Annotated in this window: 18 protein-coding genes; 12 read left to right on the top strand and 6 right to left on the bottom strand. The window is 63.3% G+C overall.

Features of this window, described 5'->3' with window-relative positions; genetic code table 11:
* The first annotated feature begins 43 nt into the window (after positions 1-43).
* The 6 genes from QGV54_RS09570 (at position 44) to QGV54_RS09545 (ending at position 5,021) form a co-directional block, all read left to right on the top strand.
* Complete coding sequence (locus QGV54_RS09570) at positions 44-529, top strand: tetratricopeptide repeat protein (protein ID WP_281017062.1); 486 nt, start codon at positions 44-46, stop codon at positions 527-529.
* A 67-nt stretch (positions 530-596) separates the two neighbouring features.
* Positions 597-2,144, top strand: a complete 1,548-nt coding sequence (gene guaA, locus QGV54_RS09565) for a glutamine-hydrolyzing GMP synthase (RefSeq protein WP_281017063.1) — start codon at positions 597-599, stop codon at positions 2,142-2,144.
* A gap of 485 nt (positions 2,145-2,629) precedes the next feature.
* Complete coding sequence (locus QGV54_RS09560) at positions 2,630-3,067, top strand: PAS domain-containing protein (protein WP_281017064.1); 438 nt, start codon at positions 2,630-2,632, stop codon at positions 3,065-3,067.
* A 140-nt stretch (positions 3,068-3,207) separates the two neighbouring features.
* Entirely contained in the window at positions 3,208-3,786 is a 579-nt protein-coding gene (locus QGV54_RS09555) for a MarR family transcriptional regulator (protein ID WP_281017065.1), read from the top strand.
* Between the two features lie 57 nt (positions 3,787-3,843).
* Positions 3,844-4,557 carry a DUF4166 domain-containing protein gene (locus QGV54_RS09550; RefSeq protein ID WP_281017066.1) on the top strand — a complete coding sequence of 238 codons (714 nt, stop codon included), beginning with the start codon at positions 3,844-3,846 and terminating at the stop codon, positions 4,555-4,557.
* Positions 4,558-4,652: 95 nt separating this feature from the next.
* Entirely contained in the window at positions 4,653-5,021 is a 369-nt protein-coding gene (locus QGV54_RS09545) for a hypothetical protein (protein WP_281017067.1), read from the top strand.
* Here QGV54_RS09545 and QGV54_RS09540 read toward each other — a convergent pair.
* The 3 genes from QGV54_RS09540 to QGV54_RS09530 form a co-directional block, all read right to left on the bottom strand.
* Complete coding sequence (locus QGV54_RS09540) at positions 4,990-5,898, bottom strand: sigma-70 family RNA polymerase sigma factor (protein WP_281017068.1); 909 nt, start codon at positions 5,896-5,898, stop codon at positions 4,990-4,992. The two genes, QGV54_RS09545 and QGV54_RS09540, sit on opposite strands and share 32 nt — an antisense overlap.
* 4 nt (positions 5,899-5,902) lie before the next feature.
* The gene (locus tag QGV54_RS09535; RefSeq protein ID WP_281017069.1) at positions 5,903-6,448 is read right to left on the bottom strand and encodes a carboxymuconolactone decarboxylase family protein; all 546 of its coding nucleotides are present in this window, start codon (positions 6,446-6,448) and stop codon (positions 5,903-5,905) included.
* A gap of 73 nt (positions 6,449-6,521) precedes the next feature.
* The gene (locus tag QGV54_RS09530; RefSeq protein WP_281017070.1) at positions 6,522-7,547 is read right to left on the bottom strand and encodes an amidohydrolase family protein; all 1,026 of its coding nucleotides are present in this window, start codon (positions 7,545-7,547) and stop codon (positions 6,522-6,524) included.
* 113 nt (positions 7,548-7,660) lie between these two features.
* Between QGV54_RS09530 and QGV54_RS09525 the strand changes: the two genes are divergently transcribed.
* Positions 7,661-8,416 carry a hypothetical protein gene (locus QGV54_RS09525; RefSeq protein WP_281017071.1) on the top strand — a complete coding sequence of 252 codons (756 nt, stop codon included), beginning with the start codon at positions 7,661-7,663 and terminating at the stop codon, positions 8,414-8,416.
* A 9-nt stretch (positions 8,417-8,425) separates the two neighbouring features.
* Here QGV54_RS09525 and QGV54_RS09520 read toward each other — a convergent pair whose 3' ends face one another.
* The 3 genes from QGV54_RS09520 to flbT all read right to left on the bottom strand — a co-directional run bounded on the left by QGV54_RS09520 (position 8,426) and on the right by flbT (position 10,186).
* The gene (locus tag QGV54_RS09520; RefSeq protein WP_281017072.1) at positions 8,426-9,292 is read right to left on the bottom strand and encodes an NlpC/P60 family protein; all 867 of its coding nucleotides are present in this window, start codon (positions 9,290-9,292) and stop codon (positions 8,426-8,428) included.
* A gap of 152 nt (positions 9,293-9,444) precedes the next feature.
* Positions 9,445-9,801 (bottom strand): flagellar biosynthesis regulator FlaF, encoded by a 357-nt coding sequence (flaF, locus tag QGV54_RS09515; protein WP_281017073.1) that lies wholly within the window; start codon positions 9,799-9,801, stop codon positions 9,445-9,447.
* Positions 9,782-10,186 carry a flagellar biosynthesis repressor FlbT gene (gene flbT, locus QGV54_RS09510; protein ID WP_281017074.1) on the bottom strand — a complete coding sequence of 135 codons (405 nt, stop codon included), beginning with the start codon at positions 10,184-10,186 and terminating at the stop codon, positions 9,782-9,784. The genes flaF and flbT overlap by 20 nt, the downstream gene beginning before the upstream one ends.
* Before the next feature lie 229 nt (positions 10,187-10,415).
* Between flbT and QGV54_RS09505 the strand changes: the two genes are divergently transcribed.
* The 5 genes from QGV54_RS09505 to QGV54_RS09485 are packed head-to-tail and all read left to right on the top strand — an operon-like array spanning position 10,416 to position 16,174.
* On the top strand, positions 10,416-12,224 hold the full coding sequence (locus tag QGV54_RS09505; protein WP_281017075.1) for a tetratricopeptide repeat protein: 1,809 nt from the start codon (positions 10,416-10,418) through the stop codon (positions 12,222-12,224).
* Entirely contained in the window at positions 12,217-12,918 is a 702-nt protein-coding gene (locus QGV54_RS09500) for an NTP transferase domain-containing protein (RefSeq protein ID WP_281017076.1), read from the top strand. The genes QGV54_RS09505 and QGV54_RS09500 overlap by 8 nt, the downstream gene beginning before the upstream one ends.
* Positions 12,915-13,913 carry a Gfo/Idh/MocA family oxidoreductase gene (locus QGV54_RS09495; RefSeq protein WP_281017077.1) on the top strand — a complete coding sequence of 333 codons (999 nt, stop codon included), beginning with the start codon at positions 12,915-12,917 and terminating at the stop codon, positions 13,911-13,913. The genes QGV54_RS09500 and QGV54_RS09495 overlap by 4 nt, the downstream gene beginning before the upstream one ends.
* Positions 13,828-15,069: a DegT/DnrJ/EryC1/StrS family aminotransferase gene (locus QGV54_RS09490; RefSeq protein ID WP_281017078.1), complete on the top strand. Its 1,242-nt coding sequence runs from the start codon at positions 13,828-13,830 to the stop codon at positions 15,067-15,069. The genes QGV54_RS09495 and QGV54_RS09490 overlap by 86 nt, the downstream gene beginning before the upstream one ends.
* A complete protein-coding gene (locus QGV54_RS09485; protein WP_281017079.1) occupies positions 15,059-16,174 on the top strand; it encodes an NAD-dependent epimerase/dehydratase family protein in 1,116 nt (371 codons plus the stop codon). Before QGV54_RS09490 ends, QGV54_RS09485 begins: the two co-directional genes overlap by 11 nt.
* Positions 16,175-16,179: the final 5 nt, after the last annotated feature.

Below are 16,179 nucleotides of genomic sequence, written 5' to 3'. Positions count from 1 at the left end.
GCAGCAGCCCGGTCACGATCAAACCACGTGAAGGAGTTTAATGATGTCGAAGTTTACGCGCGGCGTTGCGGTGGCCCTCACCATGGGTGCGCTTGCCCTGACACCGGTTGCGGTTTCGGCCATGGGATCAAGTTCCAGCGACGATTCCTCCAGCAGCAAGGCAAAGCCCTCGAATGCTGCCTATGACCGCGGTGTCGCCGCGGTGGAGGCTCAGGACTGGAAGACGGCGATCACCAACCTGGAACTGGCCACGGCCAAGGACCCGGGGAACGCGGACGCCTTCAACTATCTCGGCTATGCCTATCGCAAGAGCGGCAATTATCTCGACGCCCTCTCGTCCTACCGCACGGCCCTGGACATCGATCCGGAGCACAAGGGTGCGCACGAGTATATCGGTCAGGCCTATCTGGAGATCGGCAACATGGCCGAGGCGGAGAAGCATCTGGCTGCGCTCGATTCGATCTGCACCTTCGGCTGCGCCGAATATACCTCGCTGAAGAATGCGGTGGCCCGGGTAAAGGGTTCCTGAGACCACGGTTTTTCCGTGACCTCTCTGCCCGCTGGACAAGTCATGGCCATCCGCGTATCGGGTGGCCATGACTGACAGCGTTCTGATCGTCGATTTCGGCTCCCAGGTGACCCAGCTGATCGCACGGCGTGTGCGAGAGGCCGGGGTATTCTGCGAGATCGTGCCTTTCGACAAGACCACCGAAGGGCTGGCGCGACTGCAGCCCAAGGGGATCATCCTTTCCGGCGGCCCCGCCTCCGTTACCTTTGACCACACGCCGCGTGCGCCCCAGGCCGTCTTTGATGCCGGTCTGCCGATCCTGGGCATATGCTATGGCCAGCAGACGCTGGCACAGCAGCTCGGCGGCGGTGTCTCGCCCAGCGAGGAAAAGGAATTCGGCCGCGCCGATATCGAGGTCGTGGACGGTTGCGCCCTGTTCGACGGCGTCTGGTCCACAGGCCACAAGTATCGGGTCTGGATGAGCCATGGTGACCATGTCACCAGGCTGCCGCCGGGTTTCCGCGTCGTCGCAAGCTCCGTCAACGCCCCCATCGCCGCCATCGCCAACGAGGCGCGGCAGATCTTCGGACTGCAGTTCCATCCGGAGGTGGCGCATACCCCCGACGGTGCCCGCCTGCTGGCGAATTTCTGCCTTGGCGTCTGCAACTGTGCCGGCGACTGGACCATGGCAGCCTTCCGCGACGACTCCATCCGGCGCATTCGGGAGCAGGTGGGCGACGGGCGCGTGATCTGCGGTCTTTCCGGTGGTGTCGATTCCGCCGTCACCGCCGTACTGGTGCATCAGGCAATCGGGGAGCAGCTGACCTGCGTCTTCGTCGATACCGGTCTGATGCGGATGGGGGAGGCGGACGAGGTCGTCAGCCTGTTCCGCGACCACTACAACATCCCGCTGGTGCACAAGAATGCGGAGCCCATGTTCATGGGCGCGCTGGCCGGGGTCAGCGACCCGGAGACCAAGCGCAAGATCATCGGCAAGCTGTTCATCGACGTGTTCGAGGAAGAGGCGAAGGCCATCGGCGGCGCCGATTTCCTGGCCCAGGGCACGCTCTATCCCGATGTCATCGAGTCGGTCTCCTTCGCGGGCGGTCCGAGCGTCACCATCAAGTCGCACCACAATGTCGGCGGCCTGCCGGAGCGGATGAACATGTCGCTGGTGGAGCCGCTGCGTGAACTGTTCAAGGATGAGGTTCGCGTCCTGGGCCGTGAACTCGGCCTGCCGGAGATCTTCGTCGGTCGCCACCCGTTCCCCGGACCCGGCCTCGCCATACGGCTGCCCGGCGAGATCACCAAGGAGAAGGCCGATACCCTGCGCAAGGCCGACGCGATCTACCTCGACGAGATCCGCAAGGCCGGGTTCTACGACGACATCTGGCAGGCCTTCTCCGTGCTGCTGCCGGTCAAGACGGTTGGCGTGATGGGGGATGAGCGGACCTACGAGAGTGTCCTCGCCCTGCGCGCGGTCAATTCCACCGATGGCATGACCGCCGATTTCTATCCGTTCCCCCACGATTTCCTGGGCCGCGTCGCCACCCGCATCATCAACGAGGTCCGCGGCGTCAACCGTGTCGTCTACGACGTGACCTCGAAGCCGCCGGGCACCATCGAATGGGAGTGATGGTCTTGCGCAGTCCCGCTCCGGCCACGCTTCATTCGGACGGCTGAGGGGAAGGGACCGTGAAGGTCTGCATCTCTGGCGCATCGGGAAAGTCGGATCGTTCCATGATCGGGCCTTGCCCTGCGCGCAGTCGGTTCCGCCGGTGGCGCGGGTGCCGGTCAGTATCCGTTCCCCTGGATTGCCTCCAAGTCCTGGTAGGGTCCGTCGACGAGAGGAGGCGGATGAATGAAGCGATCATGGTTGACGGAAAAGCAGATCATCGGGGTCTTGCCGCAAGGTCGGAGGTATCGCGAACTCAGAACCTGTCGCCACGGAACTGACCGGTCGAACAGGCGAGGCGACAGGATTGATCCACGGGATCCTTGGCTATGACCTCGCCGACAAATGATCAGATGATCAGATGACGAATGTCAGATAAGATATGAGCTGGATTGAGTCCGTTACTATGACCATGGTGTTCTTTAAGTGCGGAAGAATTGGCCAGAATGCACGAAATCATCAAGCAAGGTTTGTCATACTGGGGAAGTATTTGTCGGGGCCGAACCACGCCGTTGCGATCTGATTTCAATCCAATGCATATACCCGGGCTTCTGCCCAACATGATTTTGTTGGGTGTGGTCGATGGCGGGCGAGATTTCGAATATCGCGTGATAGGTGAGAATATCAAGTCGATACTATTTGAGAATTATACCGGTCGGTTTCTGAGCTCTCAGCCGCATGTGGAACCTGACGGACCGCTGATGACGCAACTCAGGGAAGCGGTTCAAACAGGCAGGCCGGTCAGGAGCCCGATCGAGTATATCGGACCACACAGCGATTTTCGCAAACTGGACGAGATCAACCTGCCACTCGCCAATGAGAGCGGTCAGGTCACCCATCTTTTGATATTCATAGTCCTGGTTGATAAGTTGAAATCTGAATAGCCCCGCGTTTTCGAAGCACTCCCGGTTCACGTTTTTTTCTGCCGTTCGCACGCGACAGGCGACAGCTTCCCGTTCCTCAGGTGCTTGCGCTTCGGGTCTTGTGCCTTGACAGTCATGCGTCAGTTTCCGATATTTCTGTCATGACAGAAAAAACGGAAAATACGAAAAACCTCCCCAAGGCCGTTGAGCAGTTCGTTCTGCAATGGGGCGATCTTGGCGGGCAGTGGGGGGTCAACCGGTCGGTGGCCCAGATCCATGCGCTGCTGTTTCTCGCCGATGGTCCGATGACGGCTGAGGACATCTCGGAGCAACTGGGACTTGCGCGTTCCAATGTCTCGAACAGCATTCGCGAGCTGATCGGCTGGAAGCTGATACGGCGTATCCCGGTCTTTGGTGACCGGCGCGACCACTACGAGGCCGAGGGGGATCTGTGGCAGGTCCTCACCTGCATTGCGCAGGGCCGGAAGGAGCGCGAGATCGACCCTGCCATCGCCTCATTGCGACAGGTGCTGGCATTGGCTGATGGCGATCCGAAAGTCAGCAGGGTCGCGCGCAACCGCCTGCATGAACTGAATGACTTCATGACGACCCTTGATACGTGGTTCGGGCAGATGATCACCATGCCGCCCAGCACTCTGATGCGGCTGATCCGGCTCGGCAGCCGGGTCGCGAACCTGCTGGGGGCGGGAAGGACCGCACGGAAGGCTGATTCAGATTAGTCAGAGTCGGTCCGGCCTCGGTCCGTGCAGGTGAGACGAAGGACAGGAGAGGGTGAGATGAGCGTGGCTCCCGATTGCTACCCGGTTCACGATGCGCGGCGCGACCAGGCGAATCATGACCATGCACCCACGCTGCCCGATATGCGGTTTCGTGCCCTGCTCGGGGCCGTGGTGTGGGCACGGCTGCCGGAGGCTGTGCGCGACAGGTTCAGCAAGCGTCTCCAGCCCGGTCAGGCGGTCACCTATGTCGGCAGTATCGTGGAGAGCCGCCGAAATCTTGCGGGACGACTGGTTGCCGAGGTTGCCCGACTGGTCGGCGCGCCACTGCCTCTCTCGGATGCTCTTGGGGTCCCGGCTGTCGTCTCGGTGACAGAGGATGCGGCCTCGAAGGGCCAGTTCTGGACCCGCATGTACGGTCGCGCGCAGGGGTTCCCGCAGGTCATCCACAGCAGCAAGCGTTTCGATGGTCCGACCGGGCTGGAGGAATATGTCGGCTGCGGGTTCGGCATCGCGCTCAGGGTCAGCGCGGACGACAAGGCACTGTACTTTCACAGTGATCACTGCTTCCTGAAGGCGGGGAAACGACGCTTGCGGATACCGGCAGAGCTGGCCCCCGGCGCACTGACCGTCAGCCATGTGGATCAGGGCAGCGGCCAGTTTGCGTTCGTCCTGTCGCTCCGCCACCCGCTGCTTGGCGACATGATCTTCCAGAAAGGAACCTTCCGGGAGGCCTCGGTGCGCGAGGCGTCGCAGGCCCTGACAGTGAACTGAAGGGCGATCAAGGGAACTTTGGCGTTTACAGACGGTTTACCAGCGTCCCATACCTTGCGTGTGAAACAAGAGCTGTTTGGGGGCAGGGCGAAATCATGGCGAGTGTCATTCCGCGGATGGATCTGGACGAATTCACCGATGCCGAGCGCTGGCAGGCGGATGATCTGGTGCGCCAGTACGGGGACGGTGCCGAGAGTGTCACCACCGAGCGGATCATCGCCGCGCTGGAGGAGGGGCAGATCGACCGTATCGTCTCCGCCGTCCGCGTGCGGCGCTGTGTGCGGACCGTGATGCAGAAAGAGCCTTACATGCGTCGCCTGTCGGACAAGATCGCTGCCGCGGTGGAACAGGCCATGGAGCAGGGCAGGGTGCAGCTCGCCCAGCGTCTGCAGCCCGCTTTCGCCGCCGCCCGCGACGCCGAGAAGCAGTTCGTCAGCGACCGCCGCCAGAAGGTCGCGAACTGACGACTGCCCGGAGTTTTTCCGGGTTCCGGACGCTGTAGACCCGACGGATCACTCCCTCCGACACCTCGATACCCAGTATCTGGTCCGGTTCGCCGTTCAGGTGAACCAGCAGGGCTGGCCGACCGTTCACCATCAAGGGGCGGAATTCCAGGCTGTCGCCGCGTTCCATGGCCTTGCGTGTGACGCCCACGTGGAACCTGGCAATCCTGTCCGGCCCCATGATCGGGCGCAGTGCCGAGATACGGACGCCGCCACCATCCGCATAGGCGATGGCATCTTCCGACAGCAGGGCCGTCAGAGCCGCCACGTCACCGTTGCCTGTGGCACTGACAAACCGTTGCAGCAGTGCCAGGTGCTGTTCGTTCGTTGCCGGTTGCTTCGGCTGATCCTGCCGTACGGCCTTGCGGGCCCGGCTGGCGAGCTGGCGGCAGGCAGCCTCCGACCGCTGCAGGGCACGCGCGATTTCGGGGAACGGCGTGTCGAAGACGTCGTGCAGCAGGAAGGCCGCCCGCTCCGCCGGTGACAGCCGTTCCAGCGTCAGCAGCAGCGCGAAGGAGAGGTCGTCGGCCAGAGCCGTTGCAGCCTCCGGCGACATCTGTTCCGCATCCGGCACAGGTTCCGGCAGCCAGGGCCCGACATAGAGTTCACGCTGCGCCCGCGCGCTCTTCAGCCGGTCCAGGCACAGGCGCGTGGCCACGGTGGTCAGCCAGGCATGCGGCGCACGCAGCGCCTGCGTGTCCGCGCCCTGCCACCGCAGCCAGGTGTCCTGCACGATATCCTCCGCGTCCGTGCGACTGCCCAGCATGCGGTAGGCCAGACCCAGCAGTCGCGGTCGCGCCGCCGAGAAGGTGGCCGACGAGGGGGCGCTGCGGTCCATCCGGTCAGGCCGCTTTCCGGTGCATGTCGACCACCCGTGACCCGAGCTGGATACGCTGACAGGCCTGCCCGAAGCCAAGCCCGGTCTTCACCATCGGGAAGATGCGCCCGATCTGTGTCGCGAATGTCAGATCGACGATGGCCTGGTCCCCATGGGCCGCCCGAACGGCCTCCCGCGCGGCATCCAGTTCGAGCGTCCGTCCGACCAGTGCCGCAGCGAAGCGATACCCGAGGGCCGTTGCGCCGCTCATGCGTGCCTCTGCCCCGGTCAGCACCGCGTCGATCTGGTCGTCCGTCATCCCGGCCTCCCGCGCCATGTCGGTCGTGATCTGCAGGCAGGGCCCGCAATCCTCATGCATCGCGCCAACCAGTTTCGCGGCACAGGCCGCATCGCGCGGTGCCGCTTCCCTGTGGCGGGCCAGCGCCATGACCGGACGAAAGCCGAAGAAGCCGCGCGGGCTGACCTTCAGCAGGTACTCCAGATAGCTGACATCATAGTCGTAGTGGCGGCCAAAGGCCCGCAGTGCCCGCCGGGCGAGGAAAGTGCGCATGTCCGTTCTCCTGCATCGTTTCATCTGTGACACGGACTTGACGATGCAGGGTCGCCGATTGTGACAGACGGCTTCAGATTTCCAGTCGGTAGACCCTCTTCGCGGTGTCATGAAACAGGTTCTGGCGCTCCGTATCCGAATAGGCGGCAGCGATCAGCTTGAAGGCATTCCAGAGCACGGGGTAGGAAACGGAGAGCTTGTCGACCGGGAAATTGCTTTCGAACATGCAGCGGTCAGGCCCGAAGCAGTCGATGGCATGGGCGTACCAGTCCCCGGTGGCCGCCACCAGCTCCCGTGCGGTGGGGGGCTTGTCGCGGTGGTGCCAGGCAAAGCCGTTGATGGCCATGTTGATGCCGCCAAGCTTGGCCACGACGTTGGGACAGGTTGCCAGTTCGGCGAAATCGCCTTTCCAGACCTCGAAGATCTCGTCGCGCTTGCCGGCATAGGGACCGATGCCGACAGGGCCGATGAAATGGTCGGCGATGATGGTGGTTTCCGGGAAGGCGCGGGCCAGGGCGGTGACTTCCCTGATCTGGTGGTGATAGGCCCAGGCTTCGAACGTCAGTCCACGCGGGGCCAGGCAGGCGAATCCTTCCCGGAAGGTCGGGTCGGCCAGCATGCCGGGGAACGGGTTGGTGTGGGAGTTGCGGACCGCGTCACTGGCGTCGAACCCGGCGGCGTGGCGAATGCCGCGAAAGCGGGCCGGGGCGGCACGCTGATGTGCCTCCAGCACCTCGTCCACCGCCGCGCCCAGGTTCAGATCGGCCAGGCTGACGATGCCCGCACAGGCGCGGATGGGACCATAGTTGCCGGACGCGCTTCTGGCCGCGACGCCATTGACGAATTCCGTCTCGCCAACCGGTTTCTGGGCCTCCGGTCCGTCGGCGCGGTACATCACGCCGCATTCGACGAACACGGTCGCGACAACATTATGACCGCTGCCGGTATCGGCCAGCAGTTCCTCGAACAGGTAGCGACTGCCGGGCAGCGCCTTCACTGCCGGCTTGTCCCAGAGGTGATGGTGCGGATCGATGATCGGCTGGCCGGGATCGATGATCTCTTCCTGAACCTGATCCAGCCATTCCTGATTGATTGCCATGCCATCATTCTCCCCGATCATCAGCATTCATCTTTTCAGCAGGATCGGGATCATGCCATGCTCCGCGCGGCGATGCATTGCATCTGCCCCCCCCTTCCAACTGGAGCGCCACTATGACCTATGGTCTTGGTCTGTATCTGAAGGACGGTATCGTCATCACGGCGGATACCCGCACCAATGCGGGCGTCGATCACGTGGCAACGGTACGCAAGCTCAACCTGTTCCAGCAGCCTGGACAGTCGATCATGGTTCTGGCCAGCGCGGGCAACCTGGCCACGACACAGGCGGTTGCCACGATCCTGGAGCAGCGCACCCGCCAGCCCGGACATGCAACCAACCTCTTCGAGGCGCCGACGATGTTCGATGCCGCCACCATGGTCGGCAACGTGTTGCGGGAAGTCATGACAGCCCATGCCAATCACGTGCAGGGATATGGCGACCCGAGTGCCAGCATGCTGTTCGGAGGCCAGGTCAGGGGGGAGGGCCATTGCCTGTTCCTGATCTACTCCGCCGGCAACTTCATTCAGGCGACGTCCGATACCTGCTTCCTGCAGATCGGGGAACTGAAGTACGGCAAGCCGATCCTGGACCGGGCCTTCCGCTTCTCCACCACCAGCATGGCCGACGCGGTGAAGCTTTCGCTGCTGTCCTTCGATGCCACGGTGCGTTCAAACCTGTCGGTGGCACCGCCGTTCGACATGATCTGCTATCGCGCCAATTCGCTGGAACCGCTGGAGATCAGGCGGTTCGAGAAGAATGATGCCTATTACTCCGACGTCCGGCGCAGCTACAGCCAGTCACTGCGGGAGACGGTGGCCAACCTGCCCGTCATCGACTGGCCGGGAATGATTCCGCCGAATGGTCAGTAAGGCGCGCTTTCAGACGGTGTAGCGCCGGACGTGGGTCACGGATCCATAGCCGCCGCGGGTGCGGGCAAAGACGGTTTCGACGGGTTCGCGGGTCACCATCATGTGGGTGGCGTTGGCATGGATCAGGTGGCCCGCGCCGTCCGCGATCATGCAATGGCCGGGGAAATACACCAGATCCCCGTGCTGCAGATCGTGCATGTCGGCGGGTTTCGCCACGTCCTGGCCGAGTTCGTCGCGCTGCATGTCCGAATCGCGCGGCGGCGTCCCGCCCAGTGCCTGCACGGCCACCTGAATCAGGCCGGAGCAATCGAGGCCCAGGCTGCTGCGTCCCCCCCAGAGATAGGGCGCGCCGAGGTTGCGCAGGGCCACGGCGACGACGTCAGCCTCCGGCGCATCAAGGGGCCGGATGTGGTTGGCCATGATGTGGCGACCGTCCGCCAGCACCGCAAACCGGCCTTCGACGGCGACGATGCTGATGCGCGCACCCAGCGTGACCCGGCCGACGGGCGGGTCCTTTATCGTCGGGTTCCGGAACAGATGACTGAGTCTGGCGCTGACCATGTGGGTCGGTGGGGCCGCGTCATCGAAGGAGAGGCCATCGAGCCGGACATGCCCGACATAGCCATCCAGGTGCCCCTGGACCCAGGCCCAGCCGTCGCGCTGTTCATAGACGGCCACATCCTCCCCGAACAGCAGCTCGGATATCTGCATGGCCTGCGGTTCAGGTCGCGCCTGGATCGACAGGGTTTCCCGAACGACACGTGCGGTGACCGGTTCCACGAAACGCGCGGCTTCTACCTGACCCCGAAGATATTCGGCGGCGAGGTCGTCGCGGTAGGGATGGCGGCGGTGATCAAGGGGGGTGGCGTTGCGCATGGCGGGGATTGTTCACTGCCCCGCGCTGCATCGCAAGTGCGGGTCGGTGATGGCGGGCAGAAGACGCGATTCCCTGGTGAAACGCAGTGCGCCGTCGCATCGGGAGGTCCCCCGCGCGACGGCGCAAACGCGTCCGGTTGTCGTTGAAGGTCTCAGGCAGCGGGGCGCTGGGCGAGGCCTTCCATGATCGTGCGGTTGATTTCGATCAGCGGCTCGATGCTCTCGCCGCCGCGCATCACGGCGCTGGAATACTTGTCCACCCACAGCGACAGGGAGATGACTGAGGCACGGATCGCATCCGGCAGGCCGTTCTCGTCGCGGCTGCAATCACTCAGCAGGGTGCTCCAGAGCCGGCGATTGCGGTACAGCGCATCGACGACGGCACGGTCGTGCCGGGGGGTGTCCTTCACCTGCATCAACTGACGCGTGATGTCGGCAAAGAGGCGGTATTCGGTGTCACGCGGGTTCTCGGCGACCCGCTGGGTCCGGCTATACGCTTGCAGGCTCATGATGCAGTCTCTCACTTTCGAAATCGAGCAGCTTCCGGCAGAGCGTCAGACCCTTGTAGTACTGACGATCCATGACGCACTGGCTGACGGCGACACAGGTGGAAAGGGCTTCGGGATCGGTCAGGACCCCCATGAACTCCGACATGCGCATGACGAATTCTTCGTAGAATCGCGGTCGGACCTTTTCGTCGAGATACATCGACATGATGGCGAAATAGATGCGCTTCGAGGGCGTATCGACATCGTCGGCCTTGAGGATATCCCGCTCCCGCAGGATCGAGGCCTTGTTGTGAAGGACCAGCGTGGCTCTGCGGTCGCCATTTGCAATGACGGCACCGTTGATCACGAATTTCTCCCCTGGTTTCAGGGTCAGCTTCAGGGCCATTCGTTTTTTCCGGCCGGACTACCGACCGCCTTCTGACGCGAACTGTTGACGGGTCCGTCTGCGGACCGTGAACGAACCTTGCCCCCGTGCTGGTTGAATTATCGTTAACGCTACCGGCAACCGGATTTCCGGGGGATCAGGATCATCTGACGGGCCGCCTTAAACGTTTCTTAAGCCTGACAGGGCTGAATGCGGGACTGTTGATCAATCCGGTACGAGAGGTTTCGGCATGGCCCGCAACGCCGCGCGCAAGAAGAACTCGGACGCCAGCCTGCGTCAGGACGCTCCGACCCTGGGTCGCAACATCATGCAGGCCGGGACCTATCAGATCATGGCGACGCTGCAGACGGTCGATGATGACCGGAAGCCTTCCCGCGCCGACCTCAAGCGCGCGGTTCAGCACCTCAGGCAGGGAAGCAGGTTCGCCGGGCAGGGCAGGTTCGACGACGCGGCGGTCGAATTCCTGCAGGCGCATGTGCTTGACCCGGCCAATGCCGACACGTTGCTGGTGCTGGGCAACAACCTGCGGCACGCAGGGCAGGTGCAGGCGGCGGTGCACGTGCTGGAGAAGGCACTGAAGGTGTCCGGCGAGGATCCCGAGATCATCTATGGCATCGGCCTGCTGGCGCAGGACCTCGGCATGCTGAAGGCGGCGGAGAACATGTTCGCGCTGGTCATGCAGCGCACACCCGACGACAGCCGTGGCCCGATTGCGATGGCGTCGGCGAAGCGCGCGGGCGGTGACTATGAGGCCGCCATCGATACCCTGAAGTTCGCGGTGCAGACGAAGGTCGAGGATCCGACACTCTGGCAGGCGCTGGCCGTCACGGTGGCGGAGGCGCAGGGTGCCGATCAGGCCCGCCCGTTCTTCGACGAGGCGCTGCGGCTCGCGCCGGAATTCGAGATCGCCTACGCCAACATCGGCCATGCCTATTCGGCGGAGGGGCGTTTCGCGGAATCGCTGCCATATCTGGAGAAGGCGGTGAGCATGCGTCCCGACGATGCCGATACCCGCTTCAACTATGCCTCGTCACTGCTCGGCACGGGCAACCTGGAGAAGGGCTGGGCCGAATACGAATGGCGGCTGGACCGTCGCCGCGGTGACTCCGTGGTCTTCGTCCATGACCTGCCGCGCTGGCACGGCGAGGACATTTCCGACAAGACCCTGCTGATCTCCGACGAACAGGGTATCGGCGACGCCATCATCTTCGCCAGTGCCTTCCAGGAAGTCATCGACCTGGCCGGTCACGTCATCATCGAATGCGACCGCCGCCTGGTGAGCTGGTTCCAGCGTTCCTTCCCGCAGGCAACGGTGCACCGGCATGTCACCTTCCGGTCCAACAACAAGATCCACCGTCACTATGGCTGGCTGAAGGACGAAGAGGTTCCGAAGCCGGACCTGTTCATTCCCTCCGGTTCCCTCTTCAGCATCTTGCGTCCGGACATGGAGAGCTTCCGGCGCGGCGACAGCTATCTGACGCCGGACCCGGAGCGCGTGGCCTTCTGGAAGGCGCGGTTCGATGCGCTGGGGGAGGGGCCGAAGGTCGGTCTCTGCTGGTCCGGCGGCTTCGTGACCCCGATCCGTTCCAAGGGCTACATGTCGCTGAGCGACTTTCAGCCGTTCTTCGATCTGGCGTCGAAGGGCGCGCACTTCATCGACGTCATGTACAAGGACGCCAGCGAGGATCGCGCCCGTCTGAAGACGGAATTCGGCATCGACCTGCATGACTGGGACGACATCGACCGCCGCAACGAACTCGACGAAGCAGCGGCCTATACGGTTGCGCTGGATTTCGTGGTGTCCATTTCGTCGTCGCCTGTCGCCATCGCGGGCGCGGTGGGCGTGCCGACAGTCACCCTGCTGCACAAGCCTGACCGGTTCCACTTCGGTGCGGGGATCGAGCCATGGTTCCCGAAGGCCGAGATATTCGTTGCCACCAACCGCGCCGAATGGCCGGCCGTCCCCTGCAAGGCGGCCCGCATCGCGACGGGTCGGCGGCTGGGTCTGGAACCGGCACTGGAACGCAGCGATGCATGACCTGGTCCCGATCATCGTCCAGGCCCGCACCGGATCGACCCGGTGTCCGGCCAAGGTGATGCGCCCCGTCGCAGGGCGTCGGCTGATCGACTACACGCTGGATGCGCTGGAGCGCTGTCGTGTTGCCCGCCCGCTGATCGTGGCAACGTCAGACGACGCGCTGGATGACGCGCTGGCAGCCCATTGCACCGCCCGCAACGTGCCCGTGATACGCGGGCCGCTCGACGATGTGGCCGGGCGCTTCCGGACCGTGCTGGAACGCTTCCCCGTCCGCGCGTTCGTCCGGGTCTCCGGCGACAGCCCGCTGATCGACCGGCGGCTGGTTGATGATGCGGTAACCCGGTTCCGCAACGGCGGTGCCGATGTCGTGACCAATGTATTCCCGCGCACCTTCCCCAAGGGGCAGTCGGTCGAGGTGGTGTCTTCGGACGCATTCCTGTCGGCAGAGGCGGAGATGACCGACGCGTCGGACCGTGAGCATGTGACCCCCTGGTTCTACCGCAGCCCGGATCGCTATCGCATCGTCAATATCACTTCCCGGTTCGACAGTGGCGAGACCTCCATGGTGGTGGATACGGAAGAGGACTTCGAGCGCTTTCGCGCCGTCGCCCGCGACCTGAATGCGCCGACATGGCGCTATCGCTGGGATGAACTCGCCGAACTGCCCCGGACCACGGGCCAGGTGGCGTCATGATCCAGGCGGGGATCATCGGCCTGGGCGTAGGTGAACGTCATATCGGTGGCTATGAACGTCATCCCGAATGCCGCGTCACGCGACTGGCCGATTTCTGTCCCACCAAGCGGGCTGACGTGCGCACACGTTTCCCGGACCGGGAAATCGCGGACAATGCGGATGCCGTGCTGGACGACCCGGACGTTTCCATCGTCTCCATCGCCTCCCACGATCAGGATCATTTCGCGCAGGTGATGCGGGCGCTGGACGCCGACAAGCATGTCTTTGTCGAGAAGCCGCTGGTGCTGGAAATCGACCATGCGCGCCAGATCCGGGCGAAACTGAACCAGAAGCCGCACCTGAAGATCTCCTCGAACCTGATCCTGCGCCGCTGTCCCCGTTTCCTGAAGCTCAGGGCTGACATCGCGGCAGGGGATTATGGCCGCCTGTTCCACATCGACGCCGATTACCAGTATGGCCGCATCCACAAGCTGCTGGGCGGCTGGCGCGGTGAATTGCCGGGCTACAGCCTGGTGCTGGGGGGCGCGGTCCACATGATCGACCTGGTGCTCTGGCTGACCGGTGACCGCGCGGTGGAAGTGACCGCCATGGGCAACCGCATCGCCACCGCCGACAGCGCCTTTGCCAACTTCGACCTGGTGCAGGCGCTGGTCCGTTTCGAGAGCGGCATGGTCGCGAAGATCGGCTGCAACGGCGGCTGCGTGCACCCGCATTTCCACAAGCTGGAGGTCTACGGCACGAACGCCAGTTTCGTTAACGGTTTGGAAAGTGCGTTTGTTTACCGTGATCGGCATCCCGGCAGAAGGCCGGAAACAATGAGGGAGGCCTATCCCGGTGTCGACAAGGGTGACCTGTTACATGATTTCGTGGACGCGGTGCTGCATGACCGCGCGCCGGAGGTGAGTGCAGATGACGTATTCCGCTCCCTCGCCGTCTGTTTCGCCATCGAACGCGCCGCTCACACCGGCAAGTCCATCGCTGTCGAGCAGCTCTGACAATTCCGCTTTCCGCCAGATCCATTTCGGCCGTCCGATCATCGGCGAGGCCGAGCGCCGTGCCGTGCTGGAGGTGCTGGAAAGCCCGATCCTGGTTCACGGTCCCCGTGCCCTGAAGTTCGAGGAGGATTTCGCCGCCTTCACCAATGGCGGGCAGGCGATCACCGTCTCCTCCTGCACCGCAGGGCTGCATCTCGGCTATTTCCAGCTTGGTCTGGGGGCCGGGGATGAGGTCATCGTGCCCGCACAGACCCACACCGCCACCGCGCACGCCGTCGAATATGTCGGCGCGAAGCCGGTGTTCGTGGATGCGGAACCGGAAACAGGCAATATCGACATCGACCGGATCGAGGCGGCGATCACCCCCGCCACGAAGGCAATCTCCATCGTCCATTACCTGGGCATGCCGGTCGACATGGTGCGCATCAACGCCATTGCCGCGAAGCATGGCCTGTTCGTCATGGAAGACGCGGCGCTGGCCGTCGGCACCTACCTGGACGGCATCCACGCCGGTCTGATGGGCGACATGGGCTGCTTCTCCTTCTACCCCGTCAAGCACATGACGACGGCGGAGGGGGGCATGGTCCTGACCCGTGACGACGCGCTGGCCGAACGCATCCGCCGCAAGAAGGCCTTCGGCCTGGACCGCACGGTGACGGAGCGCAAGGAACCCGGCGTCTATGACGTCACCCAGCTCGGCTTCAACTACCGCATGAACGAGATGCAGGCGGCGATGGGGATCGAGCAGCTGAAGCAGGTCCAGGGGTTCCTGGATGCGCGTCATGCCAACTATGAACGGCTGGAGGCCGGGCTGAAGGAACTGGACGGTCTGCACCTGTTCCAGTCCAGCAATGGCCGGTTCCAGAGCAGTCATTACTGCCTGTCGGTGGTGCTGAAGGGCGCCCGGGCATCGCGGCGTTCCGACGTTGCGGCGGCGCTGAACGCACAGGGCGTGGGCACCAGTGTCTACTACCCCGGCCCGGTCCCGGCACTGGCCTACTACAGCGACAAGTACGGCCTCCGCGCGGAGGACTTTCCCAATGCGACCGAGATCAGCCGGTGTTCCATCGCGCTGCCCGTCGGCCCGCATCTGAACCATGACGACATGGATTTCATCATTCACGCCATGAAGAAGGCTTTGCACGATGTCCGTTGAAACCAACTTTCACACAGAGCAGTCGGCACTGACCGGCAAGAAGGTCGTGATCATCGGCGGTGCCGGGTTCATTGGCCACAACATGGCGCTGAAGATGAAGTCGCTCGGCGTCGAAGTGGCCGTGATCGACAGTCTTGGCGTCAACAACTACTACGCCATCGAGCGGGAGCGTTACACGAACCCGAACGGCGAGATCTATCTGAACTTCATCAAGCAGCGGATGAACCTGCTGCATCAGGCCCAGGTGCCGTTCATCGAGGCGGATGCCCGTGACTACCATGCCCTGTCAGAGGCGCTGGAAGACCTGAACCCGGACTACATCGTGCATCTGGCTGCCGTTTCGCACGCCAACCGCTCGAACAAGGACCCGTACTCCACGTTCGACCATTCGCTGCGGACCCTGGAGAACGCGCTGGACGCTTCGCGCTCCACGCGCCTGAACGTGCAGCGGTTCGTCTATTTCTCGTCCTCCATGGTCTACGGCACCTTTGCCGACGGCATCGTGGACGAGGAGACCACCTGCAACCCGATGGGCATCTATGGCGCGCTGAAGTTCGCGGGCGAGAAGATGGTGATCGCCTACAATCAGGTCTTCGATCTGCCCTACACGATCGTGCGTCCCTCCGCGCTGTACGGGGAGCGCTGCGTCAGCCGCCGTGTCGGCCAGGCGCTGATCGAGAACGCGCTGCGCGGCAACACGCTGACCATCAATGGTGATGGTACCGACTGCCTGGACTTCACCTACATCCAGGATCTGGTTGGTGGTGTGATCGCGGCGCTGGCATCGCCCGACGCCGCCAACGAGATCTTCAACCTGACCTATGGCCAGGGCCGTTCGCTGAACGAGATGGTGGAGATCATCCGGGAGCATTTCCCCGGCGTCGAAGTGCGCCACAATGATCGCGACAGCCTGATGCCGGAACGCGGTACCCTGTCGGTGGACAAGGCCAGGAGCCTGATCGGTTACCGTCCGAGCCATCCGCTTGATGTCGGCTTCGTCGATTACATCAACTGGTACAAGGACAACTGGGCCAGCTTCATCGGGACGAACACCGCCCCGGATGACGGCCAGGTCGTCTATCTGAAGCGGCGTGCCTGGGCGTGAACGCG

The organism is Minwuia sp. IMCC3060 (genome assembly GCF_029909435.1).
GTDB lineage: Bacteria > Pseudomonadota > Alphaproteobacteria > Minwuiales > Minwuiaceae > Minwuia.
This window is presented reverse-complemented; position numbering and strand designations above follow the sequence as displayed.

What these genes read in the sequence shown, in the direction of transcription:
- QGV54_RS09570 (WP_281017062.1), top strand. Translation starts at nt 44, where the DNA reads ATGTCGAAGTTTACGCGCGGCGTTGCGGTGGCCCTCACCATGGGTGCG.
- guaA (WP_281017063.1), top strand. Translation starts at nt 597, where the DNA reads ATGACTGACAGCGTTCTGATCGTCGATTTCGGCTCCCAGGTGACCCAG.
- QGV54_RS09560 (WP_281017064.1), top strand. Translation starts at nt 2,630, where the DNA reads ATGCACGAAATCATCAAGCAAGGTTTGTCATACTGGGGAAGTATTTGT.
- QGV54_RS09555 (WP_281017065.1), top strand. Translation starts at nt 3,208, where the DNA reads ATGACAGAAAAAACGGAAAATACGAAAAACCTCCCCAAGGCCGTTGAG.
- QGV54_RS09550 (WP_281017066.1), top strand. Translation starts at nt 3,844, where the DNA reads ATGAGCGTGGCTCCCGATTGCTACCCGGTTCACGATGCGCGGCGCGAC.
- QGV54_RS09545 (WP_281017067.1), top strand. Translation starts at nt 4,653, where the DNA reads ATGGCGAGTGTCATTCCGCGGATGGATCTGGACGAATTCACCGATGCC.
- QGV54_RS09540 (WP_281017068.1), bottom strand. Translation starts at nt 5,898, where the DNA reads ATGGACCGCAGCGCCCCCTCGTCGGCCACCTTCTCGGCGGCGCGACCG.
- QGV54_RS09535 (WP_281017069.1), bottom strand. Translation starts at nt 6,448, where the DNA reads ATGCGCACTTTCCTCGCCCGGCGGGCACTGCGGGCCTTTGGCCGCCAC.
- QGV54_RS09530 (WP_281017070.1), bottom strand. Translation starts at nt 7,547, where the DNA reads ATGGCAATCAATCAGGAATGGCTGGATCAGGTTCAGGAAGAGATCATC.
- QGV54_RS09525 (WP_281017071.1), top strand. Translation starts at nt 7,661, where the DNA reads ATGACCTATGGTCTTGGTCTGTATCTGAAGGACGGTATCGTCATCACG.
- QGV54_RS09520 (WP_281017072.1), bottom strand. Translation starts at nt 9,292, where the DNA reads ATGCGCAACGCCACCCCCCTTGATCACCGCCGCCATCCCTACCGCGAC.
- flaF (WP_281017073.1), bottom strand. Translation starts at nt 9,801, where the DNA reads ATGAGCCTGCAAGCGTATAGCCGGACCCAGCGGGTCGCCGAGAACCCG.
- flbT (WP_281017074.1), bottom strand. Translation starts at nt 10,186, where the DNA reads ATGGCCCTGAAGCTGACCCTGAAACCAGGGGAGAAATTCGTGATCAAC.
- QGV54_RS09505 (WP_281017075.1), top strand. Translation starts at nt 10,416, where the DNA reads ATGGCCCGCAACGCCGCGCGCAAGAAGAACTCGGACGCCAGCCTGCGT.
- QGV54_RS09500 (WP_281017076.1), top strand. Translation starts at nt 12,217, where the DNA reads ATGCATGACCTGGTCCCGATCATCGTCCAGGCCCGCACCGGATCGACC.
- QGV54_RS09495 (WP_281017077.1), top strand. Translation starts at nt 12,915, where the DNA reads ATGATCCAGGCGGGGATCATCGGCCTGGGCGTAGGTGAACGTCATATC.
- QGV54_RS09490 (WP_281017078.1), top strand. Translation starts at nt 13,828, where the DNA reads ATGACGTATTCCGCTCCCTCGCCGTCTGTTTCGCCATCGAACGCGCCG.
- QGV54_RS09485 (WP_281017079.1), top strand. Translation starts at nt 15,059, where the DNA reads ATGTCCGTTGAAACCAACTTTCACACAGAGCAGTCGGCACTGACCGGC.